The 15,657-nt window shown below is 37.0% G+C and carries 15 protein-coding genes and 2 pseudogenes; 7 read left to right on the forward strand and 10 right to left on the reverse strand.

The features are described from left to right. Positions 1-23 precede the first annotated feature (23 nt). A complete protein-coding gene (gene metK, locus ACK1JC_RS01880) occupies positions 24-1,190 on the forward strand; it encodes a methionine adenosyltransferase (RefSeq protein ID WP_409510149.1) in 1,167 nt (388 codons plus the stop codon). 90 nt (positions 1,191-1,280) lie between these two features. Here the strand turns inward: metK and ACK1JC_RS01885 are convergent, their stop codons facing one another. Next, a complete protein-coding gene (locus ACK1JC_RS01885; RefSeq protein WP_409510150.1) occupies positions 1,281-1,511 on the reverse strand; it encodes a hypothetical protein in 231 nt (76 codons plus the stop codon). 332 nt (positions 1,512-1,843) lie between these two features. On the opposite strand from ACK1JC_RS01885, the pseudogene ACK1JC_RS01890 reads away from it, so the two are divergent. Next, positions 1,844-1,943, forward strand: a pseudogene (locus tag ACK1JC_RS01890) (hypothetical protein); the annotation flags it as partial. 88 nt (positions 1,944-2,031) lie between these two features. On the opposite strand, the gene ACK1JC_RS01895 reads toward ACK1JC_RS01890, so the two are convergent. The 3 genes from ACK1JC_RS01895 to ACK1JC_RS01905 all read right to left on the reverse strand — a co-directional run bounded on the left by ACK1JC_RS01895 (position 2,032) and on the right by ACK1JC_RS01905 (position 3,943). Beyond that, positions 2,032-2,664 carry a LysE family transporter gene (locus ACK1JC_RS01895; RefSeq protein WP_409510151.1) on the reverse strand — a complete coding sequence of 211 codons (633 nt, stop codon included), beginning with the start codon at positions 2,662-2,664 and terminating at the stop codon, positions 2,032-2,034. Between the two features lie 193 nt (positions 2,665-2,857). Further along, the gene (locus ACK1JC_RS01900) at positions 2,858-3,448 is read right to left on the reverse strand and encodes an FxsA family protein (RefSeq protein ID WP_409510152.1); all 591 of its coding nucleotides are present in this window, start codon (positions 3,446-3,448) and stop codon (positions 2,858-2,860) included. A gap of 132 nt (positions 3,449-3,580) precedes the next feature. Continuing rightward, complete coding sequence (locus ACK1JC_RS01905) at positions 3,581-3,943, reverse strand: hypothetical protein (RefSeq protein WP_409510153.1); 363 nt, start codon at positions 3,941-3,943, stop codon at positions 3,581-3,583. 146 nt (positions 3,944-4,089) lie between these two features. On the opposite strand from ACK1JC_RS01905, the gene ruvC reads away from it, so the two are divergent. Then, a complete protein-coding gene (ruvC, locus tag ACK1JC_RS01910) occupies positions 4,090-4,635 on the forward strand; it encodes a crossover junction endodeoxyribonuclease RuvC (protein WP_409510154.1) in 546 nt (181 codons plus the stop codon). 98 nt (positions 4,636-4,733) lie between these two features. Here ruvC and ACK1JC_RS01915 read toward each other — a convergent pair whose 3' ends face one another. From ACK1JC_RS01915 to ACK1JC_RS01925, 3 genes and pseudogenes are all read right to left on the reverse strand, one after another. Further along, a complete protein-coding gene (locus ACK1JC_RS01915; RefSeq protein ID WP_409510155.1) occupies positions 4,734-5,075 on the reverse strand; it encodes a hypothetical protein in 342 nt (113 codons plus the stop codon). A gap of 176 nt (positions 5,076-5,251) precedes the next feature. Then, a pseudogene (locus ACK1JC_RS01920) lies at positions 5,252-5,539 on the reverse strand (acylphosphatase). A gap of 50 nt (positions 5,540-5,589) precedes the next feature. Beyond that, the gene (locus tag ACK1JC_RS01925) at positions 5,590-7,056 is read right to left on the reverse strand and encodes an NAD(P)H-hydrate dehydratase (protein WP_409510156.1); all 1,467 of its coding nucleotides are present in this window, start codon (positions 7,054-7,056) and stop codon (positions 5,590-5,592) included. A gap of 46 nt (positions 7,057-7,102) precedes the next feature. Between ACK1JC_RS01925 and queG the strand changes: the two genes are divergently transcribed. Beyond that, positions 7,103-8,200 carry a tRNA epoxyqueuosine(34) reductase QueG gene (gene queG / locus ACK1JC_RS01930; RefSeq protein WP_409510157.1) on the forward strand — a complete coding sequence of 366 codons (1,098 nt, stop codon included), beginning with the start codon at positions 7,103-7,105 and terminating at the stop codon, positions 8,198-8,200. Positions 8,201-8,502: 302 nt separating this feature from the next. Continuing rightward, a complete protein-coding gene (gene bioB, locus ACK1JC_RS01935; RefSeq protein ID WP_409510158.1) occupies positions 8,503-9,492 on the forward strand; it encodes a biotin synthase BioB in 990 nt (329 codons plus the stop codon). Between the two features lie 94 nt (positions 9,493-9,586). Here bioB and ACK1JC_RS01940 read toward each other — a convergent pair whose 3' ends face one another. Continuing rightward, on the reverse strand, positions 9,587-9,799 hold the full coding sequence (locus ACK1JC_RS01940; protein ID WP_409510159.1) for a hypothetical protein: 213 nt from the start codon (positions 9,797-9,799) through the stop codon (positions 9,587-9,589). A gap of 617 nt (positions 9,800-10,416) precedes the next feature. On the opposite strand from ACK1JC_RS01940, the gene ACK1JC_RS01945 reads away from it, so the two are divergent. Then, the gene (locus ACK1JC_RS01945; protein WP_409510160.1) at positions 10,417-12,054 is read left to right on the forward strand and encodes a long-chain-fatty-acid--CoA ligase; all 1,638 of its coding nucleotides are present in this window, start codon (positions 10,417-10,419) and stop codon (positions 12,052-12,054) included. 123 nt (positions 12,055-12,177) lie between these two features. Here the strand turns inward: ACK1JC_RS01945 and ACK1JC_RS01950 are convergent, their stop codons facing one another. Next, entirely contained in the window at positions 12,178-13,014 is an 837-nt protein-coding gene (locus ACK1JC_RS01950; RefSeq protein ID WP_409510161.1) for a phosphodiester glycosidase family protein, read from the reverse strand. A gap of 123 nt (positions 13,015-13,137) precedes the next feature. Here ACK1JC_RS01950 and ACK1JC_RS01955 point away from each other — a divergent pair, with 123 nt between their 5' ends. Continuing rightward, complete coding sequence (locus tag ACK1JC_RS01955) at positions 13,138-13,671, forward strand: lecithin retinol acyltransferase family protein (RefSeq protein WP_409510162.1); 534 nt, start codon at positions 13,138-13,140, stop codon at positions 13,669-13,671. A gap of 187 nt (positions 13,672-13,858) precedes the next feature. Here ACK1JC_RS01955 and ACK1JC_RS01960 read toward each other — a convergent pair whose 3' ends face one another. Further along, positions 13,859-15,580, reverse strand: coding sequence for a glutamine--tRNA ligase/YqeY domain fusion protein (locus ACK1JC_RS01960; RefSeq protein WP_409510163.1), 1,722 nt, complete (start codon positions 15,578-15,580; stop codon positions 13,859-13,861). Positions 15,581-15,657 lie beyond the last annotated feature (77 nt).

Below are 15,657 nucleotides of genomic sequence, written 5' to 3' on the forward strand. Positions count from 1 at the left end.
AAAATAATGCCCGTAGGATATTCATGCGCGAGTACAGTGTTTTTACTTCTGAATCAGTAAGCGAAGGCCACCCAGACAAAATGGCGGATCAAATCAGTGACGCGATTTTGGATGCTATTTTAAAAGAAGACCCATATGCACGGGTTGCTTGTGAAACGCTTGTAAAAACAGGGGTTGTTGTTCTTGCGGGTGAAATTACTACAACTGCAAATGTGGACTTCGAAGCAATTGTTCGTAATACCGTAAATGGTATTGGTTATCACCATTCTGATCTGGGTTTTGATGGCTCGACTTGTGCTGTTCTCAATATGATTGGTAAACAGTCACCTGAGATTGCACAAGGTGTAGATCGCCAGAAACCCGAAGATCAAGGTGCTGGTGACCAAGGTTTAATGTTTGGCTATGCAAGCCGTGAAACTGATGTATTAATGCCTGCACCAATTTCTTATGCACACCGCTTAATGGAAAAACAAGCTGAACTTCGCAAAAAAGGTACACTTGCTTGGTTACGCCCAGATGCAAAAAGTCAGGTCACTTTTGCTTATGAAAATGGTAAGCCTGTTCGCCTTGATGCTGTAGTTTTGTCTACACAACATGATCCTTCTATTTCTCAATCACAGCTCAAAGAAGCTATTATTGAAGAAATCGTGAAAAAAGTTATTCCTGCTGATATGTTCCATGCTGGCACTCAATTTCACATTAATCCAACAGGTATGTTCGTCATTGGCGGCCCTGTAGGTGACTGTGGTTTAACAGGTCGTAAAATTATTGTCGATACTTACGGCGGTATGGCTCGTCACGGCGGTGGAGCTTTTTCTGGTAAAGATCCATCTAAAGTTGACCGTTCTGCCGCTTATGCAGGTCGTTATGTGGCGAAAAACATTGTTGCCGCAGGTCTTGCAGACAAATGTGAAATTCAAGTGTCTTATGCTATTGGTGTTGCAGAGCCAACTTCAATTTCAATTAATACATTTAACACTGCAAAAGTGTCTGAAGATTTGATTATTGCTTTAGTTCGTGAACACTTTGATCTACGTCCATACGGTATTACTCGTATGCTTGATCTCATTCAGCCGATGTACCAACAAACGGCTGCTTACGGTCACTTTGGTCGTGAAGGTTCTGACACTGCATTTACATGGGAAAAAACAGACAAAGTTGAAGCATTAAAAGCTTCTGCAGGTCTATAAGCCAATCTGTTAACTTTCTCATCGAGTATTTAAAAAACCCACATCATGTGGGTTTTTTATTCAATCAACTATTCTCTACAAAAATCTACGTTATTTATTTTTATTTAGAATTTCCAATAATGATTGTTGTACAGGGACTTCATGGTGGCTTTGCGTATAGATGTGTACGAGTTTCAATGTAATGACAACTGCAAGACAAGCGAAAATACAGAAAATCCAACTATTTATTGGACTACGAATATGATGTGAACCACAGTGATTACATTCTTTCGCATGATACGTCAGAACAGAATTACAACATGCGCAGTTATAAGTATACATTTTAAACTCCTTCATTTTTGGTACATGCCATCCATTTGCATATACTTTGTTTTATATTTATAAAATTCATACTAAGGAACACAATCAATAATTTCAAGCCTAAATTAAATGAAAAATGTTTCAGTTCCCTTAAATTAATAGATATTTGTGTCAAAAAATAAAATTTAAATATATTTCAATTCGTTAAAACATAGAACTTGAATGTAACAGATTATCTATTTATGTGTATAAATTTTTTGGAAGTGTAAATTATCAACATCAAGAACCTATCTGAATATTACAAAATACTTCTCTATGTTAAAATGAGCATGATTCGCACAATGAGCTTTAACATGGTACAACTCATCAATAAAGGTGGTTTTCGGGAACGCGCTAACCGTAGTCGTAAATATCAAAACTCTGAAAACCAACAAACAGTACTCGAGCCTACACAATACCGAGCTGAGCATACAACTAACTCAGCATGCCTACATATAGAAAAAGAACCTAAGCCTAAATCCCCACAATCTTTAAACAGTGATCAGCCGAACAAATGCACGGCATCTACCCATAAAAATACGGCGAAAATGAGGAAAAAAACACCTGAAATAATATCAATATAGCTTCCAGCGCGTTGATACATGGCTTTCATTTTGGGCATAGACATAATTAAAGTCAGCAATGAAAAGACCACAAACGTCTGTATCGGAATAATGACAGCAAGTTGCGGTTTCAAGCTTGCCCCTGCACTCGAACTCAGCGCTAAAGAAAATACACTACTAAAATAAATTAACGTTTTAGGATTGGATAAATTGGTGAACAAACCCAACATAAAATAATTTTGTGGCTTTTGTTCCATAACACCATCAAGTGAAGCCTGTTGTTTTAAACTTAACAAGCCACCCTTCAACATGCCATAACCCATTTTGGCAAGAAAAAATCCACCAATTAACATCAGGGCTTGTTGAATCCACGGCCATTGTTCAATCAACACCGTAAAACCCAATAAAGTCAGCACTACCCATACCACAATACCGACACTAATGCCCAAAACTATTTTTAATGTATTCGCTCTACTATTGGATGCTGCACTTTTAGCAACAAGTAAAACGTCTGGACCTGGGCTTAATTGTGCAATGAAATGTAATAAACAAATGGTGATTAACAAAGACATGGATCAAAAATCTGAATCGCAGAGTCCTAAATTATACTTAAAAATGTATCAAATATTAAAAAATAAACCTTCAAATTAAACGCTTTTATTTTAAATATAAATATTTAAAAAACAAAAAATCGGATCTGTGATCCGACTTTGATTTTTTATGAATACTTGTTCAATACAGTATATCTACAGTACTGATTAAAGATTAATTTTTCTTCACATCCTTTAATTCAATCTGTTGATGTTGAGGTTGAACTTCATGTGCTTCACCATCAATCACTGAAGAATCGTTATAACGCCCTGCACCACCACTTTGTTGATTCTGCATATCTTGCATTTGGCGCATCATGTCTGCAAATGGATTTTGACCTTGTGCGCCTGCACCGCCCATACCATTTAAATCGCCCATCATGCCACCCATCATATTGTTCATCATGTCTTGTTGTTTTTTCATCATTACTTTCATCATGGCTGCTTTTAGTGCATTTTGAACAGCAGGGATTAGTAATAAAACAGCAAGTACATCCGTGATCAAACCTGGAATTAACAACAGAAAACCTGCAATCAATTTAGGTAAATTCCCTGCCAATGATGGATCTGCCATTTGTCCCATCTGCATTTGTTGCATCTGAGGCATTAAACCTTGCGAGTTTTTACGGATAATACTTCCACCAATAAAAAATGCAGCAATAAACCAAAAAAAGACATACCACATACTGCCAACAAGATCGCCCACACCAATCCAAACGAGGATTTCGAGGACCAAACCGATAAGAACCACCAATGCAATTTTCATGAAAATTAATCTAATCTCAAATAATTCAATAAATTTTGATACAACATTGCACACATACGTGATCAATATTTACATCGTTGTTAAAATACTATATGGGCATTTCTAAAATTTTAAAGGGTAAATTTTAGCTTTCTACTCAAAATGCCATAAATTTTGGCTACTTTTATAAAGTAAACATATTGAAATGAGTGTTCCCAAAGGAAAAGCCATCAATAAAATCAGAGCAATAAATAAAGTCATACGACGTCCTCGCTCTGTTCCTTGCATAGATTCAAGCGATGCGAGCCAATGTAAATAACTGATCCACCCCAAAGGTAGTAATACAACTAAAAGTACAAAAACACTATTCATCATCTCAAATGTACTGATTAGCCCAATAGCCATGAAACCACAAACTAAAGCATAGAAAATGGCGAGTATGCGATGAATCCAATACACTTCTTTATTTTTGACCACGCCCTGTTTTAAACAAAAGGACTGAATATTTAAACCCATTACTTTCCTACAAAGACCAAATCAGCACTTATCATAATCATCTATAAAATCACTCATTCTTGAATCGAGTTATCATCATTAAAATTATACTTACATTTTCCTCGCCAAATCATATAATTGTCTCAATCTTTTAACTTCGTCTTTTTATGTCTTTAATTATTGGAATTGATCCAGGCTCACGTCTTACAGGTTATGGCATCATCGAAAAAGATGGTCAAAAACTAAAATTTATCGATGCAGGGACAATTCGCACAGAAACAACTGAAATGCCTGAACGACTCAAACGAATTTTTGCAGGGATTGAACGTATTGTAAAATTTCATGGTCCAACGGAGGCTGCTGTAGAGCAAGTCTTTATGGCAAAAAATCCAGATTCCGCATTAAAACTTGGTCAAGCTCGTGGCGCTGCTATTGCGGCATTAGTCAATTTAGACTTACAAGTTGCCGAATATTCTGCACGACAAATCAAGCAATCTGTTGTGGGCTATGGAGCGGCAGATAAAGAACAGGTGCAAATGATGGTGATGAGATTACTGAATCTTTCGATTAAGCCGCAGCAAGATGCTGCCGATGCTCTTGCTGCTGCTATTTGTCATGCACATGCTTCTGGCAGTATGAGTAAGCTTGCTGTACTCAATGCACTCGGTGGAATGGCACGTGGGCGTAGCCGTACCAGCAGTCGTCGTCGCTAAATCAAGAAGATTAGACTTATAAAAAGATAAGGCGAAATATTTATCATTTCGCCTTACTCAAATAACTCAACATTTTTAGATAGATGTTTTAAATCTAGTTACACCAAATACGCTACAGCATCTTTTGTCACTTCACGAATACTTGGCTGTTTTGAATAGGTCGCTATCAGCATTTTCCCCGATGTACGCAAATTTTTCTGTTGATTTGGATCAATACGAATCAAAACCAATTCATCGAGAATACGTTGGTTTTCAATTTCACGGCAAATAATTAAATTTTGATTACGCTCAACTATTTTAAACTCAGCAAAAGCTTTCTGTAGTTTATCTTTAAAGCTCAAACTTTTATCTTCGGTATTTCGACCTGAAAATTGGGTATAGGCAATAAGTGCAAGACATAAAGCCACCACAACCCCCACCACCAAATACTTTTCTATCATGTTATTTCACTCGAATAAATGTTTCCTGTTGATCATTATACAAATAAAGCCTTTCTATTTACTGACACAATTTTATCAGAACTTTTATCTTTTTTGTCCCTGAAAATTTGATTTCAACATCATACAAACCATCATTTAAAGATTTTAAAACTCGCTTTTTTCTCTTGAAAATAAAATCATCGTAATATTTTAAAATCGGTATATTCAGATATCTGCTCCAATTTTTTTTGCTCAATCTGCGTTACAGCAATCTGTGTTACATGCGCACATGTAGAACCTGTATAACAATGTGTAATTAACCTTGAAATCACAGTTTCATTCCCAACAACCACGGCCTCTACCTCACCTGTTGGTCAGTTTTTCACATAGCCATTCAGTTTTAGCGCTATAGCCAGTTTCTCAAACCAACGGCGATAACCAACTCCTTGAACTTTTCCGCTGATCAATAATTTGATTACTTGCATTCTAAATAACTCGAATTAACTAAGATTGACAACAGCATACACCGCTTCATTCATATATTGACAACAGCATACACCGCTTCATTCATATGCTGTGCTTGTAAACCACGCATACCTTTTTTCGCTAAATAATCACCTGCCAACGCATGTAAAGTCACGATTTCATGCAAATGAATTTGCTCAGAAAATTGTGCTTTTAAACTTGCAATCATGCCTGCGAGTACATCCCCCATACCACCTGTACCCATACCTGCATTGCCTGCTGTGCAAATCCAAAGTTGATCTTCTAAAATCAAACTGCCTGCACCTTTAAGTACCCATTGCCCTGCATATTTTTCTTGAAGTTTTTGAATGGCTTTCACTCGATCATGTTCAATCTCTGCGACTGAACAATTCAACAATTTAGATGCCTCACCAGGATGTGGCGTTAAATAAGTTTTTTCATTCAATTTGGTCGACTGTTCAGCCAAAAACCATAGAGCGTCTGCATCCAAAACGATTTGTAAGTGTTCACTTTTTTGAATGGGTGTAAACCATTTTAAAAATTGCTGTTTTGCCCAATCATCACGTCCTAAGCCCATACCAAAACTCACCGCATCGACATGATCGAGTAGGTTTTGAATGTCTTGCTCAGATAATAGGTTAATATCACGAAGCATGATATTGGGTGAACGAGAAAGAATGGCTGTGTGATGTTTAGCATCACAGACAATGGTGACTTTGCCCGCGCCTGCACTAAACGCTGACTCGCCTGCCATCATTACAGCACCGCCCATTTCCGCATGACCACCAACCACCAAAACATGTCCATAACTGCCTTTATGACCAAAGGCTTGCCGTTGTGGTAGCTGAATATTTAAAGGTGATAAATTCGCTAAAGTGTTTAACTCTAAATCTATAGGAATCACTGAAATCACATCGACAATGCCTGAATACTCCTTGCCCTGTCCTGTAAATAACCCTGCTTTTAGCCCTAAAACGGTGTAGGTATAATCTGCTTTAATAGCAAGAGGTAAAGGCTGTCCTGAATTAGCATTTAAACCACTTGGAAGATCAATTGCTATTTTCAAACCCTTTTGAGCATTAAATTTTTGAATAATGGCTTGCCAAGGCTCACCTAACTCACGATTTAAACCAATACCAAATAAAGCATCAATATGACAATCAAAGGCAGATAAAAGATTAAAATTCTGATGAATCATCACATGATTTTGCTTGGCGATTCTGATTGCAGATTGTAGGTCAACCGAATGACTAGTATCGCTTGCAAATATCTCAACCAAATAACCTTTTTGTTTTAAATAACTTGCGATGCAATAACCATCACCAGCGTTATTGCCTGTACCACACCACACGGCTATTTTTTGAATGTGTGAATATTCATTTTGAAACAAGTTATCTAAACGCTGTGAAACTATCCAAGCAACCTGTTGCATCAAGCCAAACGAACTATTTTGTTGCTCAAACCAACGATGCTCCCATGCTTGAATTTCATGGCTATGATAAACTTGCTTAGGCATGATTCTGTCCTTTTCTTCTCATTTTTAAATAGCGCATTAATTTACTATGTCGGCAACTTCAGTTACACCCTCTATTCCACTGCAACAGATTGATCCACATGAATTAAAAGCATGGATTAAAGATCAGGCTTTGCAATTGGGCTTTGCTGATTGTGTCATTGCTCGCCCCGATGCTCAAGCTGAATTACCACGTTTCAAAGAATATTTAAAACGTGGCTATCATGGCGATATGAAATTTTTAGAAGAAAATTTAGAAAAACGTGCAGACCCAACCCTGCTCGTCCCAGGTACAAAAAGCATTATCTGTGTGCGAATGAATTATTTGGTAGAAACACCAAAACCACGTTATGTGCCTGATGAACCAAACTCAGCCATCATTGCCCGTTATGCGCGTGGGCGTGATTATCACAAAGTCATGCGTGGGCGTTTAAAAACTCTATCGAATATTATTCGTGAAAAAGTTGGTGAGTTTGAATCTCGCCCTTTTGCCGATTCAGCCCCTGTTTTTGAGAAATCTTTGGCTGAAAATGCAGGCATGGGCTGGACTGGCAAACATACTTTACTTATTCATAAAAAATCAGGTTCTTTCTTTGTTTTAGGTGAATTATTTACTTCATTAGAATTGCCTTTTGATGAAGCAACAACGAAACATTGCGGTTCATGTACAGCATGTATCGACATTTGTCCAACTCAAGCAATTGTTGAACCGTACATGCTTGATGCTCGTAAATGTATTGCATACTTAACCATTGAATATAAAGGTATTATTTCTGAAGAATTACGCCGTGGTATCGGTAATCGAGTTTTTGGCTGTGATGATTGCCAACTGATCTGCCCTTGGAACAGCTTTGCAAAAAAAGCCACCATTGACGACTTTAACCCTCGTCACGGTTTGGATGATGTTAATTTATTAGACCTATGGCAATGGGATGAACAAACATTCCTTAATTGTACCGAAGGTAGTCCAATACGACGTACAGGTTATCAGAGCTTTATGCGTAATATCGCCATTGGCTTGGGTAATGCACCATTTTCTGAAGAAATTTTAAGGAAACTTCAACAACCACCACATCAACAAGATAATATTGTGCAAGTCCATATTGATTGGGCTATTGAGGAACAATTGAGTAAAAAAAAGCCATAAAATTTGTATATTAACCACAGTTTTTAATTTTTTTTACTTATACACGTTACTAACAAAGTTGGCTTAAAATTATCAACTTAGTCGCCAATTCAACACAACATTAAAACTCTTCTCTTTTAAAATTATGTCACTATATCTGCAAAAATTAGGCAATCTTTGCAACTAAATTGAACATTTATTTTTTATAAATTACTTATTTTTTATCGACAGATCCCATCAACTTTGTACATTTTTGCCCTTTGGATTTTGCACAAACACTGTATGATAAAACATAAATAACGTATATATCACGGATTTGACCCATGACCACCCGCAACGATTGGACGCGTGAAGAAATTCAACATCTTTATGAACAACCTTTTATGGATCTTGTTTTTAAGGCTCAGCAAATTCACCGTGAATATTTTGATGCCAATGTCATTCAAGTCAGTACTTTACTATCTATTAAAACGGGGAAATGTCCTGAAGATTGTAAATATTGTTCACAATCAGCACATTATGATTCAAAACTAGAAGCCGAAAAGCGCATTGCTGTAGACAAAGTGATTAGCGAGGCAAAAGACGCTCTTGAATCAGGTTCATCACGTTTTTGTATGGGAGCTGCTTGGCGTAATCCACATGAGCGTGATATGCCTTATGTTTTAGAAATGGTACGTGAAGTAAAGGCATTAGGCTTAGAAACTTGTATGACATTGGGTATGCTCAATCAATCTCAAGCTGAACGATTACACGAAGCTGGACTTGATTACTACAATCACAATCTTGACACTTCTCGTGAATATTATTCACATATTATTAGCACACGTACTTTTGATGACCGCTTAGATACGCTTGATCATGTTCGTAGTGCAGGTATGAAAGTATGTAGTGGTGGGATTGTCGGTTTAGGTGAAAACCGTAATGACCGTGTAGGTTTACTCCAAGAATTAGCAACATTGCCTATGCACCCTGAATCTGTACCAATCAATATGTTAGTTCCTATTGAAGGTACACCACTTGCCGATGTCGAAAAATTAGATGTTACTGAATGGATTCGCACCATCGCAGTTGCTCGTATTATTATGCCAAAAAGTTATATACGTTTATCTGCAGGTCGTGAAGCATTATCTGACTCTGATCAGGCGTTGGCATTTTTGGCAGGTGCAAATTCCTTGTTTAGTGGTGAAAAGCTCTTAACTACGCCAAATGCAGGCGATGGTAAAGACAAACAACTCTTCCAAAAACTCGGCTTACAAGCCGAGAAAGCCAAACAGACAGTTGCTGAACTATCTGTTGATGCGATGGCAGGTTAAAACCTAATACCTAGTTCTAAACTTTAAAAGTAAAATGGCATAAAATGAAATCTAATTTTATGCCATTTTTATACATTTTGATTACAACATAAAGTTATAACGAAGTAATTAAAATACCGTATTTGGCATTCAGAAACATACCTTCTCGGATCTGATCTGTACCATTGGCATGATGCACTTTTAAAATTTGAGTAAGCGCATCATATTCAAATGCATCAAAAATATCTTGATGATGACAAAGCCACGTTAAAGTATCAGCAAGTACATCATCTACAACATAGGTTTGCTTAGAAAAGTCTTTTGGCATAGCACATCATTTCAATTTGAATATAGATGCAGTGTAACGGCTTCAACGTAATAATGAAAAATTTAACTGCAAATATAAAAATCGAAGTGTTTATGCACTTCGATTTTGTAGTGGATCATGTATTTTTAACTTAAATTAATGCGCTTTATGAACTCCGCATTTACGACACTCTATATGCTCAACATCCCCTGCTTGATGCTCGTATTCGTAAATGTGAATACACAAAAATTCCCTTAATAGTTTTAACATTATAGATTTACCTCTCTATCCTTGGCTAAAGCAACTGACGATATTCCATCCTGAAATATCAATATCAAAATTTGCTACCCTATTATATTTATCATATTCCCATGATTATTCAAGTATTCATTTTAATAAAAATTAAAATATTTTTTGTATTTGTTCGCTTTCATTTTCATATAATGAGAATAATACAAGCTATTGTTTTGCCATATTTAATTTGAAAAATAAAATAAAAACTTGCTTAAATTAACTTGATTAACCCTGTGATTCGGTTAGGATGAAAGCAAGCTCTTTTTTTCCATTTATAGGAAAATGAGTCAGGAAAGATATAAAAACAGAATCTAAAATTCAAGTACATGTAAAGGATATAAAAAATGCAAGGACGTATGATGTTTCAATCGCTGTTGATCAGCAGCCTGTTAAAACATGCAGCACGCTATCACAGTGATACCGAGATCATTTCTAAAAATACAGACGGCACCATTACGAAAACAGATTGGACACATATCTCTGAAAACTCAAAACGCTTTGCCAATGCACTTAATGCTTTAGGCATGCAACAAGGTGATCGAGTTGCAACGATCGCTTGGAATAACCATCGTCATCTTGAGTCTTGGTACGCTATTTCAGGCAGTGGGCTAGTCTGTCACACCATCAATCCACGTTTATTTCCAGAACAATTGGTTTTCATTATTAACGATGCCAATGACCGTGTCATTTTATTCGATAAAACCTTTTTACCGCTCATCAAAGCCGTTAAACCCCATGTACCTAATGTTGAACACTTCATTTGCTTAAGTGCATTTGACCAAGACGTTGCCGATGCCATTCCAGATGTTAAATTCTATGATGTCGTCATTGCAGAACAATCTGCAGAATACGAATGGCCTGAATTTGATGAAAATACAGCAAGTTCACTATGTTATACCTCAGGTACAACAGGCAATCCAAAAGGAGCTCTCTACTCTCATCGATCAACCGTTTTACAGAGTTATGCAGGTGCAATGCCTGACTCTTTAAACCTTTCGGCTCGTGATATCATGCTCCCTGTTGTTCCAATGTTCCATGTCAACGCATGGGGTACACCTTACATTGCTGCAATGGTCGGCTGTACACTGGTATTGCCTGGACCAGGTCTTGACGGCGCTAGTTTAACTGCGCTGATTGATGAATATAAAGTCACTATTGCTCTTGGTGTTCCGACCATTTGGCAAGGTTTATTGCTTGCAGCAAAAGCTGTAAATAGCTCACTTCCAACATTAAAACGCAATGTCATAGGTGGTTCTGCCTGCCCACCTGCGATGATGAAAACGTTCCGTGATGTGTATGACTGCGAAACAATTCACGCATGGGGAATGACCGAAACAAGCCCACTTGGATCATTGAACCAATTAAAATCGAAGCACAATGCTTTATCTGATGATGAAAAATTACAAATTCGCCTGTCTCAAGGTCGTCCACCGTTTGGCGTAGAAGTTCGTATTACTGAACAAGAAAAAGGTATGGTTGAACAACCGAATGATGGCAATACCTCAGGTAATCTACAAATTCGAGGTCATTGGATCATTAACGCTTATTATGGTAAAAATGAAAGTGCATTAACTGAAGATGGCTGGTTCGACACAGGTGATATTGCAACCATAGATGCTGATGGATTTATTAATTTGCAAGACCGCGCAAAAGATTTAATCAAATCGGGTGGTGAATGGATTTCATCTGTTGAGCTTGAAAATATAGCGATGGGACATCCTAAAATTGCAATGGCTGCCGCTATTGCTGCTATTCATCGTAAATGGGATGAGCGCCCAATTATTATTGCTATTAAGGCACAAGATAGCGATATTACCGAAGCTGAATTACTCGATTATTTCTCAGATAAAATTGCTAAATGGCAAATTCCTGACCGTGTAATTTTTGTGGACTCTATTCCACTGACAGGCACAGGAAAAATGCTGAAAAAAGATTTACGTGAGCAGTTTGGTTCGGTTTTACTTGAAAGTGAAACAAACTAAGCATTTTTCATTTTTAATATAAGAGTCTTTACAATCAAAAAGTAAAGGGTCATCCAACTTTAGATGACCTTTTTTCATAATAAAAATACTTTTATATAATATAACTACAAACCATCGCACGTATTAATGAGCACAGTTTTCATTGTTGACCCATCCCACCATTGGACCCAGTTTGAAATGTTGTTTAGGACTATCTAGCTTAGGATGATAAGCACTTGATATAGTCCCATCCAAATAAAGTGCATTATCAATTTTTAATTGTGTTTTAAAGACTTGTGCAAAATCATAAAAATTGATTGGCTCACGGCTGATCAAAAAATACAGTGTCTGATTTTTAATGCCAACACCATTACGAATTTTACGTGATTGAGCATTTTTCTGAAATGTGGCATTCACTTGCCCATGACTGACAAGCATGGGACCTGACTGAGTCGCATAGAGTGGATTTAAATTTTTAAATTCTTTCGAACTTTGGAGTTCATTTGTTGTTGCAATCACAGCATTTTTTGAATTCCAAGCAAGCACCCCATTGGGCTGCATAAAAAAGTTACCAAAACCTTTTTCTGTATTAAGCGCTTTTAACTGCTGAGCATTTTCAATATATAAACCGACAGGTTGATAATTTGGATGATACATTCCAGCATTCATTGCAAATACTAAGCTTTGACATGCATTAAGATCTTTTTGCACATTTTTAAAATAACCATAAGGCTGTTTATTTTGATCATTTAAAAAAAGTTTTAATTGCCTAAAATCACTGATCTTAAAAATATCTAGATGCATATTTTTATACTGTGCATTCTGATAAATCACTTCAGCAGAACCTGAAGGACACCCCAACAAGCTAACCACCAACCCCATCAATATTAAGTTTTTTGTTATAAAACCATGAATAATCATCTCAATATACTCAGATTTAATAATTCGAAAAGTGACTTTATTTAATTCAAAGTTTGTCACATAATTTTGCAGTTAAATAGACAAACCTACTTTTTTAGTCTACTCACCACTCGGTTTTTAGGTATAATCAAATCACCCTTTCAATAAAATACAGATGTACCTTTATTGGAATCTATAGGACTTATGCAAAAACGTTCAGACAAATACAAGCTTGGCAGTCATCTCATTGTCAAAAATTTTGGCTATAGCCATCACGGAATTTATGCCGGACGGGGTCGTGTCATCCACTATTCAGGATTTGCGCATTTATTCAAAAAAAAGCCTATAGAAATCACTACTATCGAAAAATTTTCTCGGGGCAAACCCATCCTCATTCATACCTATAATCAACCTAAATTTAGAGGTCGTGCTGTGGTACGCCGTATGCGTTCTCGAATGAATGAAAACCACTATCACCTGATTATTAATAACTGTGAACATTTATGTAGTTGGGCAATTACAGGAATCGAAAGTAGTCCTCAAGTTGTCAAGATGATGAATCGACTCACTACAATTGGCTATGTCAGTTCAATTATGAGTTATATGAATGGTTTATTCCTCACCATTGCAACGACTGCTTTCGCCCTAGTTTGGTATATTAAACTTAAATTACGCACCCAACGTAAAATGCATTTACCTGCCTATATTATGCTTAAAAAACAAGAACAAAAAAAATAATATCCATTCACTGATTTAATAGATTTTTTCAAATGTAACTTAATGTAAATATTTTGATTGAATAAACACAACAATCTGCTTAGGCTATTTATCAACCTACTGCATACTAACGACTAAATATAAAAAAACCCCATCCAAGAATGAGGTTTTTTATTAATTTTAAAACTGAATCAAATTAAAACTCAGATTATTTACCCGGTTTAAAACTATCTTTTAAATCTAAGATACGGTTAAACACAGGCTTGTCACTCGTATGATCATATTGATCTGCCACAAAATAACCTTCACGTTCAAATTGGAAACGATCTTCAGGTTGCGCTTGTGCCAAAGCAGGCTCAATGATAGCTTGAACAATTTGTAATGAATCAGGATTTAAATGAGCAAGGAAATCATCATCTACATCAGGCGCTGCTTCAGTGAACAAACGATCATAAATACGAACTTCCGCAGGAAGACCCTTTGTCGCAGAAACCCAATGCACAACGCCTTTCACCTTACGCCCTTCAGGATTTTTACCTAAAGTTTCAGGATCAATTGAGCATTTCAACTCAACTACGTCACCATTGGCATCTTTGATCACTTCATCGCATTTAATAACATAAGCATGACGTAAACGCACTTCACCCTCAGGAATCAAACGTTTAAAACCCTTTGGTGCTACTTCTTCAAAATCTTTACGATCAATATAAATTTCTGAAGTCAAGGGAATAACTCGATCCCCCATATCAACATTTGGATGACGAGCATGAACCAAGTCCATCGCTTCAGGTAAGTTCGTTAATGTTACTTTCAGTGGGTTTAAAACCGCCATACCACGTGCTGCAGTATTTTCAAGAGATTGACGAATACAGAACTCAAGCATAGCTACATCAACAATACCATCTGTTTTCGATACGCCAACACGTTTACAGAAATCACGTAAACCTTCAGGAGTAAAGCCACGGCGGCGCATACCAACAACTGTTGGCATACGTGGGTCATCCCATCCATTAACATGACCACCTTCTACCAATTTACGTAATTTACGTTTAGAGGTAATCGTATAATCAATATTTAAACGGCTAGACTCATATTGATGTGGAACTGTAGGCGATTTAACTTTTTCCACGATCCAATCATAGAACGGACGGTGATCTTGGAATTCTAACGTACAGAGCGAGTGTGTGATACCTTCAATCGCATCTGATAATGGATGCGCATAATCGTACATCGGGTACATTTTCCATTTATCACCTGTTTGGTGATGTTCAGAATGGAGTACACGATACAAAATGGGATCACGCATATGAACGTTTGGTGATGCCATATCCACTTTGGCACGCAATACCGCTTGACCTTCACCAAAGCCACCATTGTTCATTTTTTCAAAACGTTCAAGGTTTTCTTCAACCGAGGTATCACGATATGGAGAGTTTTTACCGAGTTCAACAAAATTACCGCGGTTTAAACGAATTTCTTCTGCAGATTGTAAATCGACATAAGCATCACCTTGTTTAATCAATTGGATTGCCCAAGCATGTAATTGATCAAAATAGCTTGATGCATAGCGTGGCTCACCTTCCCACTCAAAACCTAACCATTTTACATCGTTGGCAATACCATCAACATATTCCTGTTCTTCTGCATCAGGGTTAGTATCGTCAAAACGAAGGTTACATAAACCTTGAAACTCATCTGCAATACCAAAATTCAGGCAGATAGCTTTTACGTGACCAATATGTAGATAACCATTCGGCTCTGGTGGAAAACGTGTCACCACAGATGATACGCGTCCTGCACCAATATCTTCAGTGATTACCTGACGAATAAAGTCCAAGCCTGCCTGTTGTTCTTGCTGCGCAGCATCGACAGGTGCGGTATTGGTTGTCGGGTTCTTTGGCAGGTCTGAAACAACATCATTTGGCTTCATAGTTGATAAATCACTTCTTTAAGATAAAATAGGATAATAAAAATGCATTTCTGAATCTATAGACAAAAGAAATCTGC

The sequence above is a fragment of the Acinetobacter sp. TY2 genome, assembly GCF_046269225.1.
GTDB lineage: Bacteria > Pseudomonadota > Gammaproteobacteria > Pseudomonadales > Moraxellaceae > Acinetobacter.